This is a genomic window from Rhizobium sp. P44RR-XXIV (genome assembly GCF_001999485.2).
Classification (GTDB): domain Bacteria; phylum Pseudomonadota; class Alphaproteobacteria; order Rhizobiales; family Rhizobiaceae; genus Rhizobium.
In genome coordinates this window covers 161,172-184,970 of record NZ_MPVZ02000028.1, presented here as the reverse complement: position 1 = coordinate 184,970, position 23,799 = coordinate 161,172, and the positions used below count along the sequence as shown (strand labels likewise).

Annotated in this window: 19 protein-coding genes and 2 pseudogenes; 13 read left to right on the top strand and 8 right to left on the bottom strand. The window is 59.5% G+C overall.

Annotation, left to right across the window (positions count from 1 at the left end; translation table 11 throughout):
* Positions 1-78: 78 nt before the first annotated feature.
* The 3 genes from BSK43_RS17985 to BSK43_RS17975 all read right to left on the bottom strand — a co-directional run bounded on the left by BSK43_RS17985 (position 79) and on the right by BSK43_RS17975 (position 3,950).
* The gene (locus BSK43_RS17985) at positions 79-1,476 is read right to left on the bottom strand and encodes an MATE family efflux transporter (RefSeq protein WP_077469275.1); all 1,398 of its coding nucleotides are present in this window, start codon (positions 1,474-1,476) and stop codon (positions 79-81) included.
* Between the two features lie 148 nt (positions 1,477-1,624).
* Positions 1,625-2,881, bottom strand: coding sequence for a TCR/Tet family MFS transporter (locus BSK43_RS17980; RefSeq protein ID WP_077469277.1), 1,257 nt, complete (start codon positions 2,879-2,881; stop codon positions 1,625-1,627).
* A 157-nt stretch (positions 2,882-3,038) separates the two neighbouring features.
* Positions 3,039-3,950 carry a LysR family transcriptional regulator gene (locus BSK43_RS17975; protein ID WP_077469279.1) on the bottom strand — a complete coding sequence of 304 codons (912 nt, stop codon included), beginning with the start codon at positions 3,948-3,950 and terminating at the stop codon, positions 3,039-3,041.
* A gap of 123 nt (positions 3,951-4,073) precedes the next feature.
* On the opposite strand from BSK43_RS17975, the gene BSK43_RS17970 reads away from it, so the two are divergent.
* Positions 4,074-5,066: an aldo/keto reductase gene (locus BSK43_RS17970; protein WP_077469281.1), complete on the top strand. Its 993-nt coding sequence runs from the start codon at positions 4,074-4,076 to the stop codon at positions 5,064-5,066.
* A 48-nt stretch (positions 5,067-5,114) separates the two neighbouring features.
* Here BSK43_RS17970 and BSK43_RS17965 read toward each other — a convergent pair whose 3' ends face one another.
* Together BSK43_RS17965 and BSK43_RS17960 are read right to left on the bottom strand one after the other, a co-directional pair.
* Positions 5,115-6,029 carry a neutral zinc metallopeptidase gene (locus BSK43_RS17965; RefSeq protein WP_077469283.1) on the bottom strand — a complete coding sequence of 305 codons (915 nt, stop codon included), beginning with the start codon at positions 6,027-6,029 and terminating at the stop codon, positions 5,115-5,117.
* A 93-nt stretch (positions 6,030-6,122) separates the two neighbouring features.
* Positions 6,123-6,614 (bottom strand): DUF2306 domain-containing protein, encoded by a 492-nt coding sequence (locus tag BSK43_RS17960; protein ID WP_077469285.1) that lies wholly within the window; start codon positions 6,612-6,614, stop codon positions 6,123-6,125.
* Between the two features lie 85 nt (positions 6,615-6,699).
* Here BSK43_RS17960 and BSK43_RS17955 point away from each other — a divergent pair.
* From BSK43_RS17955 to BSK43_RS17930, 6 genes and pseudogenes are all read left to right on the top strand, one after another.
* Positions 6,700-7,529: pseudogene (locus tag BSK43_RS17955) on the top strand (LytTR family DNA-binding domain-containing protein).
* Between the two features lie 322 nt (positions 7,530-7,851).
* A complete protein-coding gene (locus BSK43_RS17950) occupies positions 7,852-8,430 on the top strand; it encodes a DUF1190 domain-containing protein (protein ID WP_169055429.1) in 579 nt (192 codons plus the stop codon).
* A gap of 11 nt (positions 8,431-8,441) precedes the next feature.
* Entirely contained in the window at positions 8,442-9,611 is a 1,170-nt protein-coding gene (locus BSK43_RS17945; protein ID WP_077469288.1) for a glutathionylspermidine synthase family protein, read from the top strand.
* Between the two features lie 220 nt (positions 9,612-9,831).
* Positions 9,832-13,317 carry a carbamoyl-phosphate synthase large subunit gene (gene carB, locus BSK43_RS17940; protein WP_068388194.1) on the top strand — a complete coding sequence of 1,162 codons (3,486 nt, stop codon included), beginning with the start codon at positions 9,832-9,834 and terminating at the stop codon, positions 13,315-13,317.
* A gap of 296 nt (positions 13,318-13,613) precedes the next feature.
* Positions 13,614-14,090, top strand: a complete 477-nt coding sequence (gene greA / locus BSK43_RS17935) for a transcription elongation factor GreA (protein ID WP_034476737.1) — start codon at positions 13,614-13,616, stop codon at positions 14,088-14,090.
* Between the two features lie 6 nt (positions 14,091-14,096).
* Positions 14,097-15,175 (top strand): annotated as a pseudogene (locus BSK43_RS17930) (glycosyltransferase family 4 protein).
* Positions 15,176-15,184: 9 nt separating this feature from the next.
* Here the strand turns inward: BSK43_RS17930 and BSK43_RS17925 are convergent.
* The 3 genes from BSK43_RS17925 to BSK43_RS17915 are packed head-to-tail and all read right to left on the bottom strand — an operon-like array spanning position 15,185 to position 17,479.
* Positions 15,185-16,099 carry a glycosyltransferase family 92 protein gene (locus tag BSK43_RS17925; RefSeq protein WP_077469290.1) on the bottom strand — a complete coding sequence of 305 codons (915 nt, stop codon included), beginning with the start codon at positions 16,097-16,099 and terminating at the stop codon, positions 15,185-15,187.
* A gap of 5 nt (positions 16,100-16,104) precedes the next feature.
* Entirely contained in the window at positions 16,105-17,007 is a 903-nt protein-coding gene (locus tag BSK43_RS17920) for a glycosyl transferase (RefSeq protein WP_077469292.1), read from the bottom strand.
* A 4-nt stretch (positions 17,008-17,011) separates the two neighbouring features.
* Positions 17,012-17,479, bottom strand: a complete 468-nt coding sequence (locus BSK43_RS17915; RefSeq protein ID WP_034476732.1) for an Lrp/AsnC family transcriptional regulator — start codon at positions 17,477-17,479, stop codon at positions 17,012-17,014.
* Positions 17,480-17,717: 238 nt separating this feature from the next.
* Between BSK43_RS17915 and trxB the strand changes: the two genes are divergently transcribed.
* The 6 genes from trxB to BSK43_RS17885 all read left to right on the top strand — a co-directional run bounded on the left by trxB (position 17,718) and on the right by BSK43_RS17885 (position 23,798).
* A complete protein-coding gene (gene trxB, locus BSK43_RS17910) occupies positions 17,718-18,692 on the top strand; it encodes a thioredoxin-disulfide reductase (RefSeq protein WP_077469294.1) in 975 nt (324 codons plus the stop codon).
* Positions 18,693-18,715: 23 nt separating this feature from the next.
* Entirely contained in the window at positions 18,716-19,612 is an 897-nt protein-coding gene (locus BSK43_RS17905; protein WP_034504110.1) for a LysR family transcriptional regulator VtlR, read from the top strand.
* 565 nt (positions 19,613-20,177) lie between these two features.
* Positions 20,178-20,471: a metalloregulator ArsR/SmtB family transcription factor gene (locus tag BSK43_RS17900; protein WP_068388206.1), complete on the top strand. Its 294-nt coding sequence runs from the start codon at positions 20,178-20,180 to the stop codon at positions 20,469-20,471.
* Between the two features lie 2 nt (positions 20,472-20,473).
* Complete coding sequence (locus BSK43_RS17895; RefSeq protein ID WP_077469296.1) at positions 20,474-21,640, top strand: MFS transporter; 1,167 nt, start codon at positions 20,474-20,476, stop codon at positions 21,638-21,640.
* 43 nt (positions 21,641-21,683) lie between these two features.
* Entirely contained in the window at positions 21,684-22,796 is a 1,113-nt protein-coding gene (locus BSK43_RS17890; RefSeq protein ID WP_077469298.1) for an alkene reductase, read from the top strand.
* Positions 22,797-22,994: 198 nt separating this feature from the next.
* Positions 22,995-23,798, top strand: a complete 804-nt coding sequence (locus BSK43_RS17885) for an aminoglycoside phosphotransferase family protein (RefSeq protein ID WP_136687084.1) — start codon at positions 22,995-22,997, stop codon at positions 23,796-23,798.
* Position 23,799: the final 1 nt, after the last annotated feature.

Here is a 23,799-nt window from a genome sequence, read left to right as displayed (position 1 = left end):
GTATGACGCCATATATAGCCGATCATGCTGACAATATTTGTCAGTAGTCTCATCGCGCAGCGCTCGATATCGCCGATTTCACGCAGATTCTTTTTGCGAGCGCACCAGAATGTAGAAGCGCGTGCAGAGCATCACCGCTGCCGAGGCAAGGCCGAGCAGGAACCCGAACCATATGCCAATCCCGCCGAAGCCGAGCGGAAAGGCAAACAACCACGCAAGGAAAAAGCCGATCGGCCAATAGGCGATCAGTGCCATGATCATCGGCACGCGCGCATCCTTCAGACCGCGCAGCAGCCCGCTGGCGATCGCCTGCAGACCATCGACCAACTGGAAGAGGCCAGCCACCATGATCAACGGCGCCGCATAGGCAAGCACCTTCGGCGCATCCGCTGACGTGACATCGATATACCAGCTTCCCAACCATGTCGGCACGGTGGCGAAGAGGATGCTGCCGAATACCGAGATCACGCTCGAAACGACAAGCACCACGATCGCCGCACGCTTGAGGCCAAAAAGATCGCCCTGCCCGTGCGCGACGCCCACCCGTACCGTCGCCGCCTGGCTGAGGCCGAGCGGGATCATGAAGGCCATCGACGCCCATTGAAGCGCGATGCCATGGGCTGCCAACTCGATCGTGCCGATCTGCCCCATCAACAACGATGCCGCCGTGAACAGGCTGACCTCCGCGAGAACCGTGATGCTGATCGGAAAGCCCAACCGAATGACATCCCACAGAGCGTGCCAATCCGGGCGCCAGAGATGGACGAAAATCTCGTAGCGGCGCGTTTCCTCATGGCTCTGCACATAGAAGATGATGAAAATCAATCCAGCCGTCTGCACGGCAACAGAGACGATGGCCGCACCGTGCAGCCCCATAGCCGGCAGGCCGAAATGGCCGAGCACGAGGATGTAGGCAAGCACGGCATTCATGACCAGCATGGCAATCGTGACTTTGAGGATGATGGCGGCATGACCGATGGCACTGACCAACGCGCGGATAACGTTGTAGAGCAACCCGGGCAGCACAGCAAAGTGGCCAATGGCGATATAGCCGCTGGCCAACCGCGCGACCTCGGGCTTTTGCCCCGCCGCCAGAAGGATCTGCTCGGAATAGAGGAAGGCCGGCTGCGCCAACAGCCAGTAGGCCGTCACAACCCACAGACCCATGCGCAAGGCGCGGCGCACAGACGCGACATCACCCTTGCCATAGGCTTGCGCCACCAGCGGCACCACGGCGATCGAGAAGCCGGCGCCGAAAATCAGAATCGTGAACAGGAACTGCGCAGAAAGCACCATCGCAGCCAGTTGCTCGGCACCAAGCCGGCCGACGATCATCACGTCGGTGGTATTGATGCCAAGCTGCGCCAACTGCGCGCCGATCAACGGTATGCCGAGCGCAAGGGTTGCACGGATATGTGCAGACCACGAATTATTGTTACCATGCGCGTGTGGGCGCGCAGCTACCGGCATATCCATGATGAAAACTCGATTTCCAGAATCGCGCGGACCGCCCTACCCAAGGGTGCGCGAGCCTGCCGCATTAGCGCAACTTAGCTCAAAAAGCCAGCCGGCAAGCCCATAGTGCTAAAGAATTCATCAGGACATCAAAATATCTGATGAATTTTTAGGCCGCCTCGCCCGCTTCCGATTGTACGACTACCTTCGGCTCGGTCTTGCGAACCTTCGTCAGCAGAACGAGAAGCGCAGTCGCCACCAGAATTGCGCCCATGATGAAGGGGGCGCCGGCAAAAACAACCGGTGCCGTGGGCGCGGTGTAATATTGAAACAGATATGGAAAGAGCAAGGGGCCGACGATCGCGGTGATACTCGTCAAGCTACCGAGCGCGCCCTGAAGCTCGCCCTGCGCCGAAGGGGGCACCTTGCTGGCAGCGATGGAACGTAGCGGCGCATCTGCGACGTTTTCGATGACGGTCAGGACGACGACGGCATAGACCATCCACCCTTGCCAGGCGAAAGCATATCCCATCAACCCGAGACAGGAAAACGCCAAGCCGAGCAAAGCGGTCTTCCATTCGCCAAGCACAGGCACCAGACGGGGCAGAACCAGCCCCATAACGATGGCCGCTCCGATACCGTACACGCTAAGCGAAAAGCCGATCTGTCCCTCACTCCAATTATAGCGATAGGAAGTGACGAAGGACCACACAGCCGGGTAGACGCCATGCGCCAGCCAGTTGAGGAACATGACGACGCAAACCCAGCCGATACCCTGGTAGCGTCTTATCTGCGTGAGTGCACCGAACGGATTGGCCCGCCAGATCTCGAAGGGGCGACGATGCTTTGCATCCAGGGTTTCCGGCAGCAGGAAATAGGCGCCGACAAAATTCAGGAATGCCAATGCGGCTGCGCCGTAGAAGGGAACGCGAGGGCCGAATTCACCGAGAAAGCCGCCGATCACGGGACCAAGGACGAAGCCGACGCCGAAGGCCATGCCGATCAGTCCGAAATTCTTGGCGCGGTTCTCATCATTGCTGATATCGGCAATATAGGCGGAACAGGTCGAGAAGCTTGCGCCGCTGATGCCGGCAAGAATGCGGCCCACGAACAGCATCCAGTAGGTACCGGCGATCGCGCAGATGAAATTGTCGATCGCGAAAGTCAGTACCGAAGCGAGCAGCAGCGGGCGGCGGCCGAAGCGGTCGCTCAGATTACCGATCAGCGGCGAAAACAGGAACTGCATCCCCGCATAGGCCAGCAACAGCCAGCCGCCTTCCGTGGCCGCCGTGCTGACCGACGCGCCCGTCAGCTCTTCCAGATATTTCGGCATGACCGGCATGATGATCGCAATGCCGATAACATCGAGGAAGAGAATGAGGAAGACGAGGAATAGGCCACGCCGTGCGAATTTCTGATCGATCATGGAGTTGCCTTTGAGGCTCCATCTCCATGAAAGAGACAGAACGTGAACGAAAAACAGGAATGTTCCCATACATAAAGATTTTGGCAGAAACAATCCGTGAACGCTTCAATCTTATTGATTTATTGACCGCTTTTTTTGATCCTCGACCCAAAAGCGACTATCTGCCGCGATTACGCCGCTGCTCGCGATTGAGGAAATCCACGAAGGCTCGAAGCGGCGTCGGCATGTGCCGGCGGCTGGCATAATAGAGAAACGGACCCGAGAAATCCGTGTCCCATTCCTCCAGGATCGGCACCAGCTCGCCGCTGGCGATCTGTGGCGCCAGGAACTCCCGAAAGGTTCTGATGATGCCGAGGCCGGCCACCGCCGCGCTGCGTTCGATCTCGATAGAATTCGAAGCGATGACCATCGTCGGGGCGATGAATAAGGTCTCTCCATTGCGCTCGAACTCCCAGGGCAAGATGGAGCCGCCAAGGAAGCGATGGCGGATGCAGCGATGCTCAAGTATGTCCCGCGGATGCTCCGGGACGCCATGCGCCGCAAGATAGTCCGGCGCAGCGGCCGTCACGTAGCATTGCCGCCGTGGCCCGATCGGCACGGCGATCATGTCCTTTTCCAGCCTTTCGTCATAGCGAATGCCGGCATCATAGCCGGCTGCCACGACATCGATAAAACTGTCTTCCGCAACGATCTCGACGGAAACCGCCGGATATTCCTGCAGGAAGCGATTGATGATGTCGGGCATGACGACCATGGCGGCAACCGTGGGTACATTCAGCCGCAAGGTGCCGCCCACGCTGTCGCGAAAGCTGTTGATGTCGTCGAGCGCCAAGGTGATCTCGCTCATTGCGGGCGTCAGGCGCTCCATCAGTCGCTCGCCCGCTTCAGTGGGCGTGACGCTGCGCGTCGTGCGGTTGAGCAGACGCACGCCGAGCCGCTCCTCCAGCCGCCGAACCGCCTCGCTCAAGGATGACGCGGATACGCGACGCTTGCGCGCCGCCTCGCGAAAGCTGCGTTCGCGGGCAACGGCGGTGAAGGCGACAAGGTCGGCCAAGGGCAAGTCATCCATTGTGCAAAATTCCAAACGACCTGTTTCGATTTACTCGGATTATCGCACAAAGAGCAAGGGAGTAAACAATCCCATCAGATCCCGTGGAAGCTGAGCTATGCTTCCCATCAAAGGAGAACCGCAATGCATAAGCACCCATTGGGAAAGACAGGTCCGCAGGTGTCCGCTCTCGGCCTCGGCTGCATGGGCATGTCCGGCATGTACGGACCATCCGATCGCGCCGAAAGCATCGCCACAATCCATGCCGCGCTCGATGCCGGCATCAACCTGCTGGACACCGGCGACTTCTATGGCATGGGCCACAACGAAATGCTGATCGGCGAGGCCATCAGCGGGTTGAAGCGCGATGACTTCCTGCTGAGCGTCAAGTTCGGCGCCCTGCGTGATCCCTCTGGCGCCTGGCTCGGCTATGATGCGCGGCCAGCCGCGATCAGGAACTTCGTCGCCTATTCGCTGCAACGCCTCGGCGTCGACCATATCGACATCTACCGCCCTGCCCGTCTCGACCCGAACGTGCCCATCGAGGACCAGATCGGCGCCATATCGGACCTCATCAAGGCCGGCTACATCAGGCACATCGGCCTGTCCGAGGTCGGAGCCGACACCATCCGCCGCGCCGCAGCCGTGCATCCGATCGTCGATCTGCAGATCGAGTATTCGCTGATCTCGCGCGGCATCGAAAACAACATCCTGCCGGCTTGCCGTGAACTTGGCATCGGCATCACGGCCTATGGCGTGCTATCGCGCGGCCTGATCAGCGGCCATTGGCAGAAAGACAACGTCCAGAAAGGCGATTTCCGCACCATCAGCCCACGTTTCCAGGCCGGCAATGTGGAGAAGAACCTGGAGCTGGTGGAAGCATTGCGAGGGATCGCCGATGCCAAAGGGGTCAGCGTGGCACAGATCGCCATCGCCTGGGTCGCAGCCCAGGGCAAGGACATCGTGCCCGTCGTCGGCGCTCGCCGGCGCGATCGCCTGACGGAAGCTTTGGGCGCACTCTCGGTCGAGCTGTCGCAGGCCGATATGGCGGCGATCGACCAGGCCGTACCCAAGGATGCCGCCGCCGGCGGCCGCTACCCGGAAGCACAGCTGACACATCTGGATAGCGAGAAGTAAGGAATAAGAGTTGCACCCGCTCCCATGATCGGGAGCGGGTGTCAAAAATCAGACCGGATTGTTCAACGTATCGCAATCGGTGAGCTTGCCGGAATCGAAGCCCTGCTTGAACCACTTCATGCGCTGTGCCGAGGTGCCGTGGTTGAAGCTGTCAGGAACGACATAGCCCTGGCTGCGCTTCTGCAGCGTATCGTCGCCGATCTGCTGGGCAGCGTTTAGAGCCTCCTCCAGATCGCCGGCCTGCAGGATGCCCTTCTGCTGGGTGAACTTGCCCCAGATGCCGGCAAAGCAATCCGCCTGCAGCTCGATACGCACCGACATCTTGTTGGCATCCACTTCGCTCATGTTCCGGCGGGCCTGATTGAACTTCGGCAGGATACCGAGCTGATCCTGAACGTGATGGCCGACTTCATGCGCGATGACATAGGCCTGCGCGAAATCACCGGATGCGCCGAACTGATCCTTCATCTGCTGGAAGAAGGCCATGTCGAGATAGATCTTCTGATCGCTTGGGCAATAGAAAGGCCCGGTCGCGGCCGAGGCCTGCCCGCACGCCGAAGGAAAGCTGCCCGAGAACAGCACGAGCTTCGGATCTGTATAGGTCTGGCCCATCGACTTGAAGATACCGGTCCAGGTATCCTCCGTATCGGCAAGAACAGTCGCAACAAACTGCTTCATCTCGTCATTGGCGGGCTGGCCGTTGCTCCCGGCAGATGTGCTCTGCTGATATCCCGAGCCGCCGCCGAGGATGCCGCTCTGCTGCAGCAAGCCCATGACGTCGACGCCCATGGCTCTCAGCACCAGGAAGATCACCACCAGAACGATGATGGTGCGAAGGCTCAAACCTCCACCGCCCAACCCGCCGCCGGGAAAGCGAAAGCCGCCGCCACCGCCGCCACTCATGGGCGATGAACCGCGCTCGTCCTCGATATTGTCGGATTGCCGACGCCCTTTCCAATCCATAATGCACCTCCCGGCGATGCCTCAAATCAAAGTCCCTTAAGGCACTTATATATCCAGGAAGACCGACAAGGCCAGTTGGCTATCGACAGAACCTCAGGTTAAACTTCGACGGCGCCATAATTCCTTGGACACAAGCCATAGAAGAATAGCCGCAATGGCTGCGACGACGACAAGCGGTGCAATTTCGTCGCCGCCGAAAGCCACCCTGTTCATGATGCGCCCCGGAAGGAACGTGAATATTCCAGCGCCGACGATCCCGCCGAAATAGAGGCCTCTGACGATGCGCTTGTGCGCTGCAATATTGTGCCTACGCGCATTGACGATCGCCCGCCAACAGCCGAACAGAACGAATATCGAGAGCAGATGGATGGGGCTGAAGCCATAAAAAAGGTTGATCTGATGAATGAAGAAGCTTGAGAACGCCGTAATCACCATCAGGCATAACCATATTTTGCCGAGCAACCGATGTCTCGGCGTCCCCTTCGGCCTCAGAAGAAGATAGGCGCCGAGCAAGGCAGCCGGGACGACTGCCGCAACGTGAATCTGGATTGCAAATGGGGCATCAAAAAGCGGCTCGAGAGTCATGGCGGCATCCGGTTGAGTTTGCCGAGCCTTTCCGCGATATTATCCTCCTCTCAATCGAATTTGCGCGAAAGAACGGAAAAACTTCGTGGATCACACCTTTCTGCAATCCACGCTTCGCGAATTGCAGGTCTTCCAGCGTTCACCGAGATTCTGGGCGACCTTCGTCGCAATCGTCCTGATCTTCGCCATATCAGGCCCATACGGCACCTTTGCGCGGCTCATGCCGGCGCCCGGCTCGGCTATTGGCTGGCTCTGCATGCCATGGCCTGGTCGATAGCCATCCTCTTCTCCGTTGCGGCCGAAATCCTCTTGCGTAAGCGGATGACGAGCATGTTCGCCCGGATGATGACCGGCTCCATCATCGCCGCACTCCCGATCGGCTTCGGCATCGGGCTCGTCGATCTGGCATTCTTCGGCACGATGCCCACCCTGACAAGCAGCCTGTGGCAGGCACTGAGTTCGATCCCGCTTTGCTTCCTCTTTTGCCTTTTGACCTATCTGACGATGCACCAACAAATCGCGATAGCAGCTGAAGGGCCGACTGGTGGGCAGCCAACAACTCCTGTTGCGAAGATAGCTGAGATTAAAGACGCGCCCTCGCAGGCACCGATCCTCTCACGCCTGAAACCGGAAAATCGGGGAGCGCTCATACGCCTTTCTGTTCGCGACCACTATACCGAGGTCGTCACGAGCCGCGGGCGCGAACTGATCCTGCTGCGCTTCGGCGATGCGCTGATGGAAATCGGCGATACCGAAGGCCTGCGCCTGCATCGATCCCATTGGATCGCCGCCGATCATGTCGCCGGTTTGAAACGCGACAACGGCAAGCTTTTCGTCCTTACGCACGACGGCTCGGAGATGCCCGTGAGCCGTCCCTATGCGGATGCGGTCCGGCATCGTTTCGGCCAGCAATAGTCGAGCTACCGGCGCACGGGGATAAAAGCGGCTCGCCTCCTTTCGGATAGGTCGCGTCACCAAAACTTATGAAACCGCGAAAGACATTCTTTACGGTCGCAACCATTGGTCTAAAAAAATCCGACAAAACGCACGCATACGTTCTTTAAATCAGGCCGATTTACACCTAACTGTTTTGTCGAGCCCATATTCCTTACGTTGAAATCTTTGCTCATGTGAACAGCCGCACCCGTGTGTCTTGCGGCCGATAGACGTGTGCGGGCAACGTGCGAAATATCCGGCTGCGAAGGCGCAAGGCGCAGGGGGTTTTATGAAGCGATCGATGAGTGTGTCGCTGCTGCTCATGGGAACAGCGGCATTGTCGGGCTGCGGCCAGAAAGAAGATAAGGTTCAGATATATAAGGATGTCGATGCCTGCGTTGCGGGCGAACTCTTTTCTGCCGACGAATGCCGATCCCAGTTTGCCGCTGCCGAGACGGAGCGCGAGCGTAACGCGCCCGCCTACGAGACCGTGGCGAATTGTGAAAAGGATTATGGCGCCGACAAGTGCCAACCGACAACCCCCACCCATCAGGCCGGCACGGGCCACTTCATTCCGTTGCTAGCCGGCTATCTCGTCGGCAGCGCCACCAGAACGCTCGACACGCAAGCGCTTTACCAGCCCCGTGGGAGCAGCGACTTTCGGACGGCGAGGGGTCGCAGTCTTGCAAACGGCATGCTGCTGGGAAAGACAAACTATGCCGCAAAGAAGAAGGACGACGATACACAAACGTCATCTTCAGGTGGCAGCGGTGGCGGCGCTCATGGTTCCTGGGGGTCGTCTTCGGAGCGCTCGTCGCGCTCGACCAGTTCGGTAGAGCGTGGCGGCTGGGGTTTTCGCGGCTTCCATCTCTCGGGTTAACGGGTAGGCAGATGAAACGGGTTGTTATGAACGAGCGGCCGGGTTGGAAGGCCGATGCCGAGAGCTGCGGCTTCACCATCCACTCCATGTATGGTCAACGCTATTGGGACGAGCGGCACGCCTACGTCTTCAGCCTCGAAGAGGTGGAAACGAAACTCGAAGATCCCACCGCTGCCCTGCTGGAAATGTGCTATGCTGCAGTCGAAAGGATCTCCCTGGATGGCGAATTGATGCGCCGCATGGCCATTCCGCGGGTCTATCACGATGCCGTACTGCGCTCCTGGCGCAATCGCGAACATGATCTCTACGGCCGATTCGACCTCTCCTATGATGGCAACGGTCCGGCAAAGCTGCTCGAATTCAATGCCGACACGCCGACCAGCCTGTTCGAAAGTGCAGTCTTTCAATGGCGCTGGCTGGAAGACATGAAGCAACGAGGCGAACTTCCGCCCTCGGCGGATCAGTTCAACTCCGTGCATGAGCGTCTGGTGGATGCCATACGCATCCTTGCCGGACCCTCGCGGCGCATCCACTTCGCCGGCATGCTGGAATCCGAGGAAGACCTCGTGACCTTGAACTACCTCGTGGATTGCGCCGTGCAAGCCGGCTGCAAGACGAAGCTGATCGCCATGCCGGATGTCGGCGTCGACGACAAACACTGGCTGATCGATCTTCAAGACCAGCGTATCGACTGCATATTCAAGCTCTACCCACTGGAAGACATGGTACGCGAACCTTTCGGTCGCCATCTGCCGCTGACACCGACGCGGGTAGTCGAGCCGCTCTGGAAACTGACGCTATCCAATAAGGGGCTGTTGCCAGTGCTCTGGGACATGTTCCCAGGCCACGAAAATCTGTTGCCCGCCTATTTCGAGGACGACCCGCGCGTGAGCGATCTCGGAGATCGCTATGTCCGCAAACCGTTGCTATCCCGCGAAGGCGCGAATGTGACGCTCGTCAACCACGAAGCCGGTGCCGGCACGTATCATGTTGAAGGCCCCTACGGCGAAGAAGGCTATATAAGGCAGGCATTGCATCTGCTCCCCCGTTTCGGTGAGGATTGGACGGTGATCGGCTCCTGGATCGTCGCCGGCCAGCCCGCGGGTATTGGCATTCGCGAGGACGATACGCCCGTCACTCGCGATACCTCGCGCTTCGTGCCCCATTATATAGAAGGCTGATGATCCACTGCCCAAAAAGCGGGCGTCACCCCTCACGAATTCATCGAGTCATGAAGCGTGCAAGCCGAATTCCTGTCGATTCCGCGATTTATGGGGTTCCGTTTACAAATACATTTGCCTATAAGCCGCTTCTAGCCTGAAAAGATTTGTCTATGCGCGCCCGGCCGTGATCTCCCACCCTGGCCGGTTTTTCGCGCAACAAAAAAACGGATGTGAGCCCATGCCGAAGCGCCAAGATATCAAATCGATCCTCATCATCGGCGCAGGACCGATTGTTATCGGCCAGGCCTGCGAATTCGATTATTCCGGCACACAGGCCTGCAAGGCGCTGAAGGAGGAAGGCTACCGAGTCATCCTCGTCAACTCCAACCCGGCAACGATCATGACCGATCCGGGCCTCGCGGATGCGACCTATGTCGAACCGATCACGCCGGAAGTCGTCGCCAAGATCATCGCCAAGGAACGTCCGGACGCGCTGCTGCCGACCATGGGCGGCCAGACGGCACTCAACACCGCACTGTCGCTGAAGCGCATGGGCGTGCTCGACCGCTACAATGTTGAGATGATCGGCGCCAAGCCCGCCGCCATCGACATGGCCGAAGACCGCGCCCTCTTCCGCGAGGCCATGGCCCGCATCGGCCTTGAGACGCCGCGCTCGATGCTGGCAAACGCCACCGACATCAAGGATGCCGACCGCAAGACGCATGAGGCCGAGCGCAGCAAGCTGAAGGCGCAGCTTTCCGGCGCCGAGCTCGACAAGGCGCTCGATGCGCTGGAAAACCAGTGGAACCTCGGCGAGAGCGACCGCAAGCAGCGCTACATGAGCCATGCCATGGCGATCGCCGCCCAAGCAATTGACCATGTCGGCCTGCCCGCCATCATCCGCCCCTCCTTCACGCTCGGCGGCACCGGCGGCGGCATTGCCTATAACCGCTCGGAATTCTTCGAAATCGTCAGCGGCGGTCTCGATGCCTCGCCGACCACCGAAGTGCTGGTCGAGGAATCAGTGCTCGGCTGGAAGGAATTCGAGATGGAAGTCGTCCGCGACACGGCGGACAATTGCATCATCATCTGCTCGATCGAAAATATCGATCCGATGGGCGTCCATACCGGCGACTCGATCACCGTTGCCCCGGCCCTGACGCTGACGGACAAAGAATACCAGATCATGCGTAACGCCTCGATCGCGGTCCTGCGCGAGATCGGCGTCGAAACCGGCGGCTCGAACGTGCAGTTCGCGGTCAATCCGCAGGACGGCCGCCTTGTCGTCATCGAAATGAACCCGCGCGTCTCGCGTTCTTCCGCCCTGGCATCGAAGGCCACCGGCTTCCCGATCGCCAAGATCGCTGCCAAGCTTGCTGTCGGCTACACGCTGGACGAACTGGAAAACGACATCACCGGCGGTGCGACGCCCGCTTCGTTCGAACCGTCGATCGACTATGTCGTCACCAAGATCCCACGTTTCGCCTTCGAAAAGTTCCCGGGCGCCTCCCCTGTCCTGACCACGGCCATGAAGTCGGTCGGCGAAGTCATGGCCATCGGCCGCACCTTTGCCGAATCGCTGCAGAAGGCACTGCGCGGTCTTGAAACCGGCCTGACGGGTCTCGACGAGATCGAGATCCCCGGCACCGAGGAAGGCGAAGGCAACCGCAACGCCATCCGCGCCGCCATCGGCACCCCGACTCCGGACCGCCTGCGCATGGTCGCCCAGGCGCTGCGCCTCGGCCTGACACCGGAAGAAGTGCACGAAGGCTGCAAGATCGACCCCTGGTTCATCGCGCAATTCAAGAACATCATCGATATGGAAGCCCGCATTCGCGAGCATGGCCTGCCGCAGGATGAGACCAATCTGCGCATGCTGAAGTCCATGGGTTTCTCCGATGCGCGCCTGGCGACCTTGACCGGCAAGCGCCCGAAGGAAGTGGCGGAGCTGCGCAACAGCCTCAACGTTCGCCCCGTCTTCAAGCGCATCGACACCTGCGCCGCCGAATTCGCCTCGCCGACCGCCTACATGTATTCGACCTACGAAACGCCTTTCGTCGGCGCTGCCCGCTCGGAAGCTGAGGTTTCGGATCGCAAGAAGGTCGTCATCCTCGGCGGCGGCCCGAACCGTATCGGCCAGGGCATTGAGTTCGATTATTGCTGCTGCCATGCCGCCTTCGCGCTGAAGGATGCCGGCTACGAAGCGATCATGATCAACTGCAACCCGGAAACGGTCTCGACCGACTACGACACCTCGGACCGCCTCTACTTCGAGCCGCTGACGGCCGAAGACGTGATCGAAATCCTGCGCGCCGAGCAGGAAAAGGGCGAAGTCGTCGGCGTCATCGTCCAGTTCGGCGGGCAGACACCGCTGAAGCTTGCCGAAGCGCTCGAAAAGAACGGCATTCCGATCCTTGGCACCGCGCCCGATGCCATCGACCTTGCCGAAGACCGCGACCGCTTCCAGAAGCTCCTGATGAAGCTCGACCTCAACCAGCCGAATAACGGCATCGCCTATTCGGTTGAGCAGGCGCGCCTCGTCGCCTCGGAAATCGGCTTCCCGCTGGTTGTGCGCCCGTCTTACGTTCTCGGCGGACGCGCCATGCAGATCATCCACTCGGAAGGCATGCTACAGACCTACCTGCTCGACACGGTGCCGGAACTGGTGCCGGAAGACATCAAGCAGCGCTATCCGAACGACAAGACCGGCCAGATCAACACCCTGCTCGGCAAGAACCCGCTTCTGTTCGACAGCTACCTCGCCAACGCCATCGAAGTTGATGTCGACTGCCTGTCCGACGGCACCGACGTTTACGTCGCCGGCATCATGGAGCATATCGAAGAGGCCGGCATTCACTCCGGCGATAGTGCCTGCTCGCTGCCGCCGCGCACGCTCTCGCCTGCAATGATCGACGAACTGGAGCGCCAGGCGAAGGCCATGGCCAAGGCACTGAACGTCGGTGGCCTGATGAACGTCCAGTTCGCCATCAAGGATGGCACCGTCTACGTGCTCGAAGTCAACCCGCGCGCCTCGCGTACCGTGCCTTTCGTCGCAAAGACTATCGGCGCGCCGATCGCCAAGATCGCCGCCCGCGTCATGGCCGGCGAGAAGCTCGATGCGACCTTTGCCGCCTACGGCGAAAAGCCCGATCCCCGCAAGCTCAAGCACATCGCGGTCAAGGAAGCGGTCTTCCCCTTCGCCCGCTTCCCCGGCGTCGACATTCTGCTTGGACCGGAAATGCGCTCGACCGGCGAAGTCATTGGTCTGGATACCGATTTTGCGCTGGCCTTCGCCAAGTCGCAGCTCGGTGCCGGCGTCGAACTGCCGCGTGACGGAACGGTCTTCGTTTCGGTCCGCGACGACGACAAGCCGCGCGTCCTGCCGGCCATCCGCATGCTGACGGAACAGGGCTTCAAGGTACTGGCCACCGGCGGAACCCAGCGCTTCCTCGCCGAGAATGGCATCGACGCGACAAAGATCAACAAGGTGCTTGAGGGACGTCCGCATATCGAGGACGCCATCCGCAACCGCCAGGTCCAGCTCGTCATCAACACGACCGACAGCAACAAGGCGATCTCGGATTCGAAATCATTGCGCCGGGCAACGCTGATGCAGAAGGTGCCGTACTACACGACCATGGCCGGCGCTGAAGCGGCTGCCATGGCCATCAAGGCGCTGAAGGCCGGCAGCCTCGAAGTCCGGCCGCTGCAGAGCTATTTCTAAGCGCTAATTTAGGCCGCGACGAATGTCGGCATAATAGTCGGCTCATATTCGTCGCGGCTTCATTCGGTTGGCGTAGCGGTTGTGAATGACAGCTTGCTGAAAACCGCCAGCGATCGGCTTTCAGTCAGCGCGAGCCTTGGGCAGCGTTCCTTAAAGCATCGAATTTTCTGGAAATCGGCGGACGCAATCTGCTATAGATGACAAAATAATGGCTCGACTGGTTCCGAAGTACCGCTTCGGAACCTGTTTTCTTTTGTGTGTGCGGAAGAGCTGCGCAGAGACTAAGGACAAGGAAAATGGTTGAAAAGGTACCGATGACGCAGAACGGGTTCGTCAAGCTGCAGGAAGAACTGCGCTGGCGTCAGCAGGAAGAGCGCCCGAGAATCATCGAGGCAATTGCGGAAGCGCGCGCCCACGGCGACCTGTCCGAAAATGCCGAGTACCATGCTGCCAAGGAAGCACAGAGCCACAATGAAGGCCGCATCGGCGAGCTTGAAGACCTGACGGCGCGCGCTGAAGTCATCGACCTCACCAAGATGTCGGGCTCGAAGATCAAGTTCGGCGCCAAGGTGAAGCTCATCGACGAGGATTCCGAGGAAGAGAAGATCTATCAGATCGTTGGCGACCAGGAAGCCGATGTGAAGGCAGGCCGCATTTCCATCTCTTCGCCGATCGCGCGTGCCCTGATCGGCAAGGAAGTCGGCGACTCGATCGAGGTCAACGCGCCCGGCGGCGCCAAGGGCTACGAAATCCTCTCCATTACCTGGGGCTGATCGCCCGTGCGCGATCGTAATTCAGCGCAGACGAGCGATCTCCGCGAGATCGAGATCATAGCAACGAATTTCAAACGCCGGCTCTCCGGCGTTACCTCAACGATCGTGCAGTTGATCCCGAAGCAGATCGAGCTTGGCTATCATATTGCCACGCTCGTCCCGGCCTGCCGGAAGACCTTCCCAAGCTGGGCTGGCTCAGGCTTCCCGGTCTTTGGACGAGGCCACGTCGGCATCGCGTGCGCGTCTGGCATGCTCGCCGTAACAACGAGATGCTGATCGGCCTCCTTCTTCGCTCCGTGCTGCGCATGCGTCTGAAGCTTGTGTTCACGTCGGCCGCCCAGCGCCGTCACACCGGCTATACGCGCTGGCTCATCCGCCGCATGGATGCGGTCATCGCCACCAGCACGCGCTCGGGCAGCTTTCTGCAGGTGCCGCATACTGTGATCCAGCACGGCGTCGATCTCAATCGCTTTCATCCTCCGGAAACTCGCGACGACCGCATGGCCGCCACGGGCCTGCCCGGCAACTATCTGATCGGCTGCTTCGGCCGCGTGCGGCATCAGAAGGGCACCGATCTCTTCGTCAAGGCGATGATCGAGCTCCTGCCGCACTATCCCGATTGGACCGCCGTTGTCTGCGGCCGCGTGACGGCGGAACATCGCGGTTTCGGCGATGGACTGGTGAAGCTGGTCGCCGATGCCGGTCTTGCCGACCGCATCCGCTTTCTCGGCGAGGTCGACGATATCAAGCCCTGGTACCGCCGCGCGACCCTTTATGTCGCCCCTTCCCGCAACGAAGGTTTCGGCTTGACCCCGCTCGAAGCCATGGCATCCCGCACCGCCGTCGTCGCCTCCGACGCCGGCGCCTATGCGGAAATGATCATTCCGGGCGAGACCGGCACCGTCGTGCCCGCCGGCGATGGCGATGCTTTGACCAAGGCTATCGCCTTCTATCTCGCTGATCCGGAGGAAACGCTCCGCCAGGGCGAGAATGCGGTGCGCCATGTACGCAGCGAATTCGCGCTGGAGAAAGAAGCGATGGCTATCGGTGACATCTATCGCCAGATGCTCGCCACCAACGGCTGAGCGGAGACGTCAGCGGCCGAGATCGATGGCATAGCGTTTGATGAAATCGATCATCGAACGATCCTCCGTCACATCTTCCTCAATGCTTTTGACGACGGACAGAACTTTGTCCCGATACTTGCTCGCGCTGCTGTCGTAGACCCATCCACGCTCGAGCTTCTCCATCAGCTCCTGTCGGGATTTCGTATAGTAGTGATTGAGTTGCAGGAACTGGTTCGAGTAGAACTCCGGCGCCTTTCGCCCGCGCCGTGTAAAGCGCTTGCCGGCATCATTGGCCGTCAGGTCCCCGAAAACGCGTGTCTGGAACTGGTGAACGCTGACCTCGGTCACTTCACATGGGTCGACGATGCACTTGAAATTGCTGACGTTTTCCTTTGAAGTCATCGGATCGGTGCCACGCAGAGTATAGTTCAGCGTCAACGGCCCATCAGGCGGCGTGTGGTGGCCGCTGGTGGCGAACATGTGCCAAGGCAGCGAAACATTCGGAAAATCGCCGACCGCCTTCAATGCCTCCTCTATCGTCCGCCCCTGTTTCGGCAGCAGGAATTCATCGACGTCGATGAAGGCCATCCAGCGATAGTCGCCGCCAAAATTGAGGATCGCATGCGCGAAGATGATGACCTGTCCGTTTAGCAGCGTCGCGGTCGCGGCATCGCGCATTCGCCCGGCCCAGGGGATGATCGTCAGCGTTTCCGCATTCAGAAGGCCACGGAGGATTGTGCAGGTGTCGTCGGTCGAGCCGTTGTCATAGATATAGAAGTGACGAATGCCGACGTTTTGGTGGAAACGCACCCATTCCTCGATGTAGCGAGCCTCGTTCTTGACGCAGGCGGCAATGGCTATGCCGTGGCGCCCTGCCCCCGCCTCAGGCGGCTCAATAGTCAGCTTCTTGGCATCGGAGCCTTTGAGTTTCAGCCAGCGCATGAGCCTCAATCCTGCAATTTAAACCTGTCATCGTAACCGAAATCATATTTCAGCAGCGCCGAAACAGGCGAATAATTGACGAAGGAAACGCCGCGTTCAGCGGCGATTTGCCGAGCGAAGACGAGATGCTCGACAATACGACCCTCGGCCCGCGCAATGCCGGAAAATGCCATGTCTTCATGGGTCTCGTAAAAGCGTGGTTCGCGATCGTTGGAAATATCGATACCGACAAAGCCGATCGTCTGTCGCGCGCAATAGAGAGCAAATTGCAGCGCCGATACCGCCACAGACCCACCGAGGAAAACGCCGCGATCCGGCGAGAGCGAGAAACCTGCCGAACCCTCTGCATCCAGGCGCACATATTGCAGCTTCTTGAGATCATCCAGTGAGCGGCGGCGTGCGCCATAGGGCTTGCGGATGTCGTCGATCAGAATGATCGTCTTGTCCGCCAGCCATCCCTTGTCGATCTCGCAAAGCGCGCGCAACACGGCAACGGAAAACAGACAGAGTGAACCCGGCATGATCTTCTTGCGCATCATCTCGATGTGCCGCCAGACGAAGCGTTCGTCCTCGACCGCAATCGCCAATGGCTCGCTGATCTGTTCACCGATCAGCCCTATGGCGCCGTTCAAAAGAATGGCGCTGTTGGCTTCCATGCCACTAATGTCGCTGTCACGAATCGATGGGCCTGAGCCGACGATATAAATTGTCTCACCGGCTCGCTCACGCAACCGATCCATCCCGGCAAGATTGGCAACTTTGATGCCGCGATAAACCACTTCGCTGATATTCTGGCTGCGAACAATGCTGAGCCCTGGAAACCAGTCCTGCACATGCGCCCGCGAACCGCCTAGCAACAGACGCACCCCGGGCTTGATCAGCGCTCTATGCCAGGGCCGATCCGCCATCCGTCTACAGCTCCACCAGACCGAGCTTCTTGACCTGGCGGATGGTCAGCATCGTGCGCACCGTATCGACATGTTCGTTCGCCGTCAGAACCTCGATAACGAAATCCTGGAATCGGGTGAGATTCTCGGCCACGCAATGCAGCAGGAAGTCACTGTCGCCGGACACCATCCATGCCTGCCGGACGAGCGGCCAGGCCGCCGTTGCGCTGGCGAAAGCCTTGAGATTGGCTTCCGACTGATGCTTGAGGCCGACCATGCAAAAAGCCACGAGATCGAAACCCAACTTCGGACTGTTCAGCATGGCGTGATAGCCTTCGATAACACCAGCCTCTTCCAGCTTGCGTACCCGGCGCAAGCAAGGCGGCGCGGAAATGCCAACGCGATCGGCCAATTCGACATTGGTCATACGTCCGTCTCGCTGCAGTTCCCGCAGAATCTTGATATCGATGGCATCGAGTTCAGCGCGAAGCACTTTTATTGCCTTTCTTTAATTCCCCCTCGCCAGCTTCTATATAAGGCAGGAAAATTCGCAAGAAAGTTTCTCTTGGGTAACCGATTCTTACACAAAGCAGATTTGCCCTGTTAGTAATGCAAGGCTGCCCTTGAATAAATGCATAAGGCAATCATAAATGAAGCGGCGGATCGTGAAATCGCCTGCTTTACGCGTTTAAGCCGCGGTTTTCCCGATCGCTGAATTGAAAGGACTGACTATGCCTGCCCGCCACACGAAGGTGCTCATCATCGGCTCCGGCCCAGCCGGCTATACGGCCGCTGTTTATGCGGCCCGCGCAATGCTGAAGCCGGTTCTGATTGCCGGCCTGGAGCAAGGCGGCCAGCTGATGATCACGACGGATGTCGAAAACTATCCGGGCTTTGCCGATCCGATCCAGGGCCCTTGGCTCATGGAGCAGATGCTGCAGCAGGCCCAGCATGTCGGCGCCGAGATCGTCAACGACCTCGTGACCGAAGTCGACACCAGCAAGCGCCCCTTCGTCGCCCACACCGACAGCGGGGACGTCTGGACCGCCGACGCCCTCATCATTGCGACCGGTGCCAAGGCGAAATGGCTCGGCATCGAGAGCGAGCAGCATTTCCAGGGCTTCGGCGTTTCCGCCTGCGCCACTTGCGACGGCTTTTTCTATCGCAACAAGGATGTGATCGTGGTTGGCGGCGGCAACAGCGCCGTCGAGGAAGCGCTCTATCTTTCCAACATCACCAAGTCTGTGACCGTCGTCCACCGCCGCGATTTCTTCCGCGCCGAAAAGATCCTGCAGGAACGCCTGTTTGCCAAGGCAAATGTCAAAGTTCTTTGGAACACCGAAGTCGCCGAGATCACCGGCACGCCGGCCAAGCCGCCAATGCCGCCGTCTGTCACTGGCGCGCGCCTGCGCGACACGCGCACCGGCGCCATCACCGAAATGGTGATTGACGGCGTCTTCGTCGCCATCGGCCATGCGCCGGCGACCGAACTCTTCAAGGGCAAGCTGAAACTCAAGGACAATGGTTACCTCTGGACCGCGCCGGATTCGACCGCGACCAATGTCGAGGGCATCTATGCCGCCGGCGACGTGACCGACGATACGTTCCGACAGGCGATCACGGCAGCGGGGATGGGCTGCATGGCGGCGCTTGAGGCGGAACGCTACCTGACCGGGCACATGCCCGTCGCCGTGGCTGCGGAGTGAAGCAGCCGATGAGGGGAAACGGCATGCCATTGGATTGGGACAAGCTGCGTATTTTTCACGCGGCTGCCGAAGCGGGTTCGTTCACGCATGCGGCTGATAAATTGCATCTCTCCCAATCCGCCATCAGTCGTCAGGTCAGCGCGCTGGAGCAGGATGTGGGCATCAAGCTCTTCCATCGCCATGCGCGCGGCTTGATCCTGACCGAACAGGGCGAATTGCTCTATCGCACCGCACACGACGTTCTGCTGAAGCTCGAAACGGTCAAGATGCAACTGACCGAAACGACCGACAAGCCGAGCGGCAAGCTGCGCGTGACGACGACGGTCGGCCTCGGCCAGGGTTGGCTGACCGACAAGATTCAGGAGTTCCTACAGCTTTATCCCGATATGCAGATCCAGCTCATCCTCGACAACGAGGAGCTGGATGTGAACATGCGCCATGCGGATTGCGCCATCCGCCTGCGCCAGCCGCAGCAGTCGGATCTGATCCAGCGCAAGCTCTTCACCGTGCACATGCATGTCTATGCAGCCCCCTCCTACATCAACCGTTACGGCGAGCCGCAATCGGTAGAGGATCTGGACGAGCATCGCATCATCAGCTTCGGCGAACCGGCACCGAATTACCTGCTTGATGTGAACTGGCTGGAGATCGCCGGTCGCTCCTCCGACAACAAGCGCATGCCGCATTTGCAGATCAACAGCCAGACGTCGATCAAACGCGCCTGCCTGCTCGGCATCGGCATCGCTGTGCTGCCCGACTATATCGTCGGTCGGGACCCAGGCCTCATCCAGCTCGCCATCAATGCGGACGTACCATCCTTCGATACCTATTTCTGCTATCCTGACGAGATGAAAAACGCGGCTAAGCTTAAGGTTTTCCGCGATTTTGTCGTCGCCAAGGCCCGCAACTGGAATTTCTAGCCTAAGGTAAGCCACTGATAACGAACTCTTTTTATGTCTAATATATCAGCCACGCGTATTACGCATATCTGATATGCACAAATGAGAGTTGAAGCCTGCCCATTTAACTACCATATCGCACATAGCTGATGCACACGGTGGCTTTTCCTCCCAGTTCCACCGCATTGGCTGTTCCCCTCTGGAGGTTTTTGACCTTCATACCTATAGGGCCCTGGTTTACTCCGGCGGCCCTTTTTTTTGCCCTTTTGGCGCTGAGCCCGCAAACGCATAACTGCCATGCACAAAAAAGCATTGCGCACTGCACAAATTAGCATCATAACGCACACAGCTGATGCACATGGTGGCTTTTCCTCCCAGTTCCACCGCATTGGCTGTTCCCCTCTGGAGGTTTTGACCTTCACACCTATAAGGGCCCTGGTTTATACCGGTGGCCCTCTTTTTTTGCCCATTTTCTAAGCAGCCATTCTTGTTGCACTGCAGGAAATAATATCCTGCGCCGGCCTTGATATATCGAAAACCATCGATACATATATCGTCATTATTCGATATTCACGCGGTAAACACCATGGACAAGAGCGAGATACTGAAGGCTTTGGCCCACCCGGCCAGGCTCGAAATCCTCAACCACCTCAAGGATCCGCAGACCCACTTCCCGACACAGGAGCACCCGCTGGAACTCGGCGTTTGCGCCAGCCAGTTCGAGCGCTGTGGCCTGTCGCAATCCACCGTGTCGGCGCATCTCAGCACATTGCACCGCGCCGATCTGGTGACGACACGGCGTCTGGGCCAGTGGATTTTCTACAAGCGCAACGAAGAGACCATCGCGGCCTTCCTCGAAGCCATGCAAAAGGAACTCTGAACATGCCTCTTGCTCTCCTCATTCTGGCGCTCAGCTCTTTCGCCATCGGCACGACCGAGTTCGTCATCATGGGCCTGCTTCCGGAAGTGGCCTCGGATCTCTCAGTCACCATTCCTCAAGCCGGCTGGCTGGTGACCGGCTATGCATTGGCTGTGGCCATCGGCGCGCCGATCATGGCGGTATCCACCGCCCACCTGCGTCGGCGCTCGGCACTCATCATGCTGATGGGCTTCTTCATCCTCGGCAACCTCCTCTGCGCCATCGCCCCAGGCTACTGGGTGCTGATGTTCGCCCGGATCGTCACCGCCCTTTGCCATGGCGCCTTCTTCGGCATCGGCTCGGTGGTTGCGGCAAGCCTGGTCGCGGAAGATCGCAAGGCTCGCGCCGTCGCCCTGATGTTCACGGGCCTGACGCTCGCCAATGTCCTCGGCGTTCCCCTCGGCACGGCGTTCGGCCAGACATTCGGCTGGCGCGCACCGTTCTGGATTGTCTCCCTCCTCGGCGTCGCTTCGATCGTCGGCCTCATCATCGTCCTGCCGAAGGGTGAGGAAGTGCGGGAAGGCAATCTCGGCCGCGAAATCTCCGCGCTGCGCGGCACCGGTCTCTGGCTGTCGCTCTTGACGACCGTGTTCTTCTCCGCCGCCATGTTTGCGCTCTTCACCTATATTGCCCCGATGCTGCGCGACGTCACCGGCGTCTCGCCGAGAACCGTCACCTGGACGCTGCTGTCGATCGGCGTCGGCCTGACGATCGGCAACCTGATCGGCGGCAAGCTTGCGGATTGGCGCCTCGGCACCACGCTTGCCGGTGTCTTCATCGCAATCGCGGTAACATCGGCAATCTTCAGCGTCACCATGCACTCGTTCATCGGCGCCGAGATCACGCTGTTCTTATGGGCAGCAGCGGCCTTTGCAGCCGTCCCGGCTCTCCAGATCAGCGTCGTCACCTTTGGAAAGGATGCTCCAAACCTGGTCTCAACCATCAATATCGGCGCCTTCAATACCGGCAACGCACTCGGTGCCTGGATCGGCGGCGTTGTGATCGATCAAGGCTTTTCGCTCTCGCAAGTACCGCTTGCCGGTTCCGCCATGGCGATCCTCGGCCTCATCACCGTGCTGCTGACTTTCGCAGCCACACGCCCCAAGGGCGAGGCACTCGCCTCCTCCTGACCCCTCTTCTTCTCCCGCCCCCATGATTAAGAAAGGATAACCCATGACAAAATTGTTCGAACCGACGAAGCTTGGCGATATCTCCCTGGCCAACCGCATCGTCATGGCGCCTCTGACGCGCAATCGTTCCCCGAATGCCGTGCCGAACGAACTCAACGTCAAGTACTATGCTCAGCGCGCATCCGCCGGCCTGATCATCACCGAAGCGACGGCCATCACCCATCAGGGTCAGGGCTATGCCAATGTCCCGGGCCTCTACACCAAGGAAGCCCTCGACGGCTGGAAGAAAGTGACCGACGCAGTGCACGCCAATGGCGGCAAGATCGTCGTGCAGATGTGGCATGTCGGCCGCATCTCCCACACCACGCTGCAGCCGAACGACGGCAAGCCGGTCTCCTCCACCTCCAGGCGCGCTGAAACCTCGAAGACCTACCTGGTCAACAGCGATGGCACCGGTGGCTTTGCCGATGTCTCCGAGCCTCGCGCGCTGGAAGCTTCGGAAATCCCCGGCATCCTCAAGGATTATCGCAAGGCCGCCCGGGCTGCGATCGATGCCGGCTTCGATGGTGTCGAAGTCCACGCTGCCAATGGCTACCTGATAGACCAGTTCCTGCGTGGCGATATCAACGACCGTACCGACCAATATGGCGGCTCGATCGAGAATCGCGCCCGCTTCCTTTTCGAGGTGCTTGATGTGGTCACGAAGGAAATCGGCGTCGGCCGCACGGCGATCCGCATTTCCCCGGTAACGCCATCCAACGATGCCAGCGATCCGGCTCCGCAGCCGCTGTTCACCTATGTGGTCGAGGGCCTGGCGAAGTACGGCCTCGCCTATATCCATGTCGTCGAAGGCCAGACCGGCGGCAAGCGCGACTTCCTGCCTTTCGATTACGATGCTCTGCATGCAGCCTATAAGGCCGCAGGTGGCAAGGCCGGCTGGATGGTCAACAATGCCTATACGCGCGAAATGGCGATCGAGGCTGTCGACAGCGGCAAGGCCGATGTCGTCGCCTTCGGCAAGCCGTTCATCTCCAATCCGGACCTGGTCCATCGCCTGAAGGAAAATGCTCCGCTGGCGGCATGGGACCAGGCAACGCTTTATGGCGGCGGCGCCAAGGGCTATGCCGATTATCCGGCGCTGGACGAGGCAGCCTGAGTTCCGATCCATCGCTTCAGGCAGCGCCTTCGCGCATAGCCGAACCTGCCGAACGATACCGGACGCAACACAATACCCTCGCGACGATGCCTCGCGAGGGTTTTTCTATTTTAGCGCTTGAAAACAGGTGGGGCACAACCGAATTAAGCAGGCATACCGCCTCGAAGTCCTAGCACCCACACATAGCAAAGCCGATATATGTTTGATCCTTATATCCATCGTTGGTCGCTGATACCGGACGGCGATCCCATCGTCACCCATTCGAGCCATCTTCTTCCCGTCATCTGGCGGAATAAGCCCGTCATGCTGAAAGTCGCGCAAAATGTCGACGAGAAGTTCGGCAACCGTGTGCTGCGCTGGTGGGACGGCGATGGCGCAGCCTTCGTTTACGAACATGACGACGATGCAGCCCTTATGGAGCGGGCGACCGGGGCAGGCTCCCTGCTTACCATGGCGATGCAGGGAGAAGACGACGAGGCAAGCCGGATCATGTGTCGTACGGCTGCGCGGCTGCATGCACGCAAGGCCAAGCCGCTGCCGTCGGATCTGGTCCCACTGGATCTCTGGTTTAGGGAGCTTGAACCAGCGGCGCGCATCCATGGCGGCATGCTCGCCGCCTGCGCTGAGGTGGCCGCGCGCCTTCTGGCGGATCAACGCGACCAGACCATATTGCACGGCGACATTCACCACGAGAACATTCTCGATGTCGGCCCCCGCGGCTGGCTCGCCATCGATCCCAAGCGGGTCTATGGCGAGCGCGGGTTCGATTTCGCCAATATCTTCTGCAATCCCGAGCTGCCCACCGTCGCCAAGCCGGGCCGCCTGCAACGGCAATTGCCGATCATCTGTGCCGAGGCCGGCCTCGAGCCGAAGCGCCTTCTACAATGGATCATTGCCTATGCGGGGCTTTCGGCAACGTGGTTCCTGAGCGATGGCGACACGAGGAATGCGGATTCGGATTTCACCGTCGCCGGCATCGCCTTCGCCGAGCTCAATGCCTGAC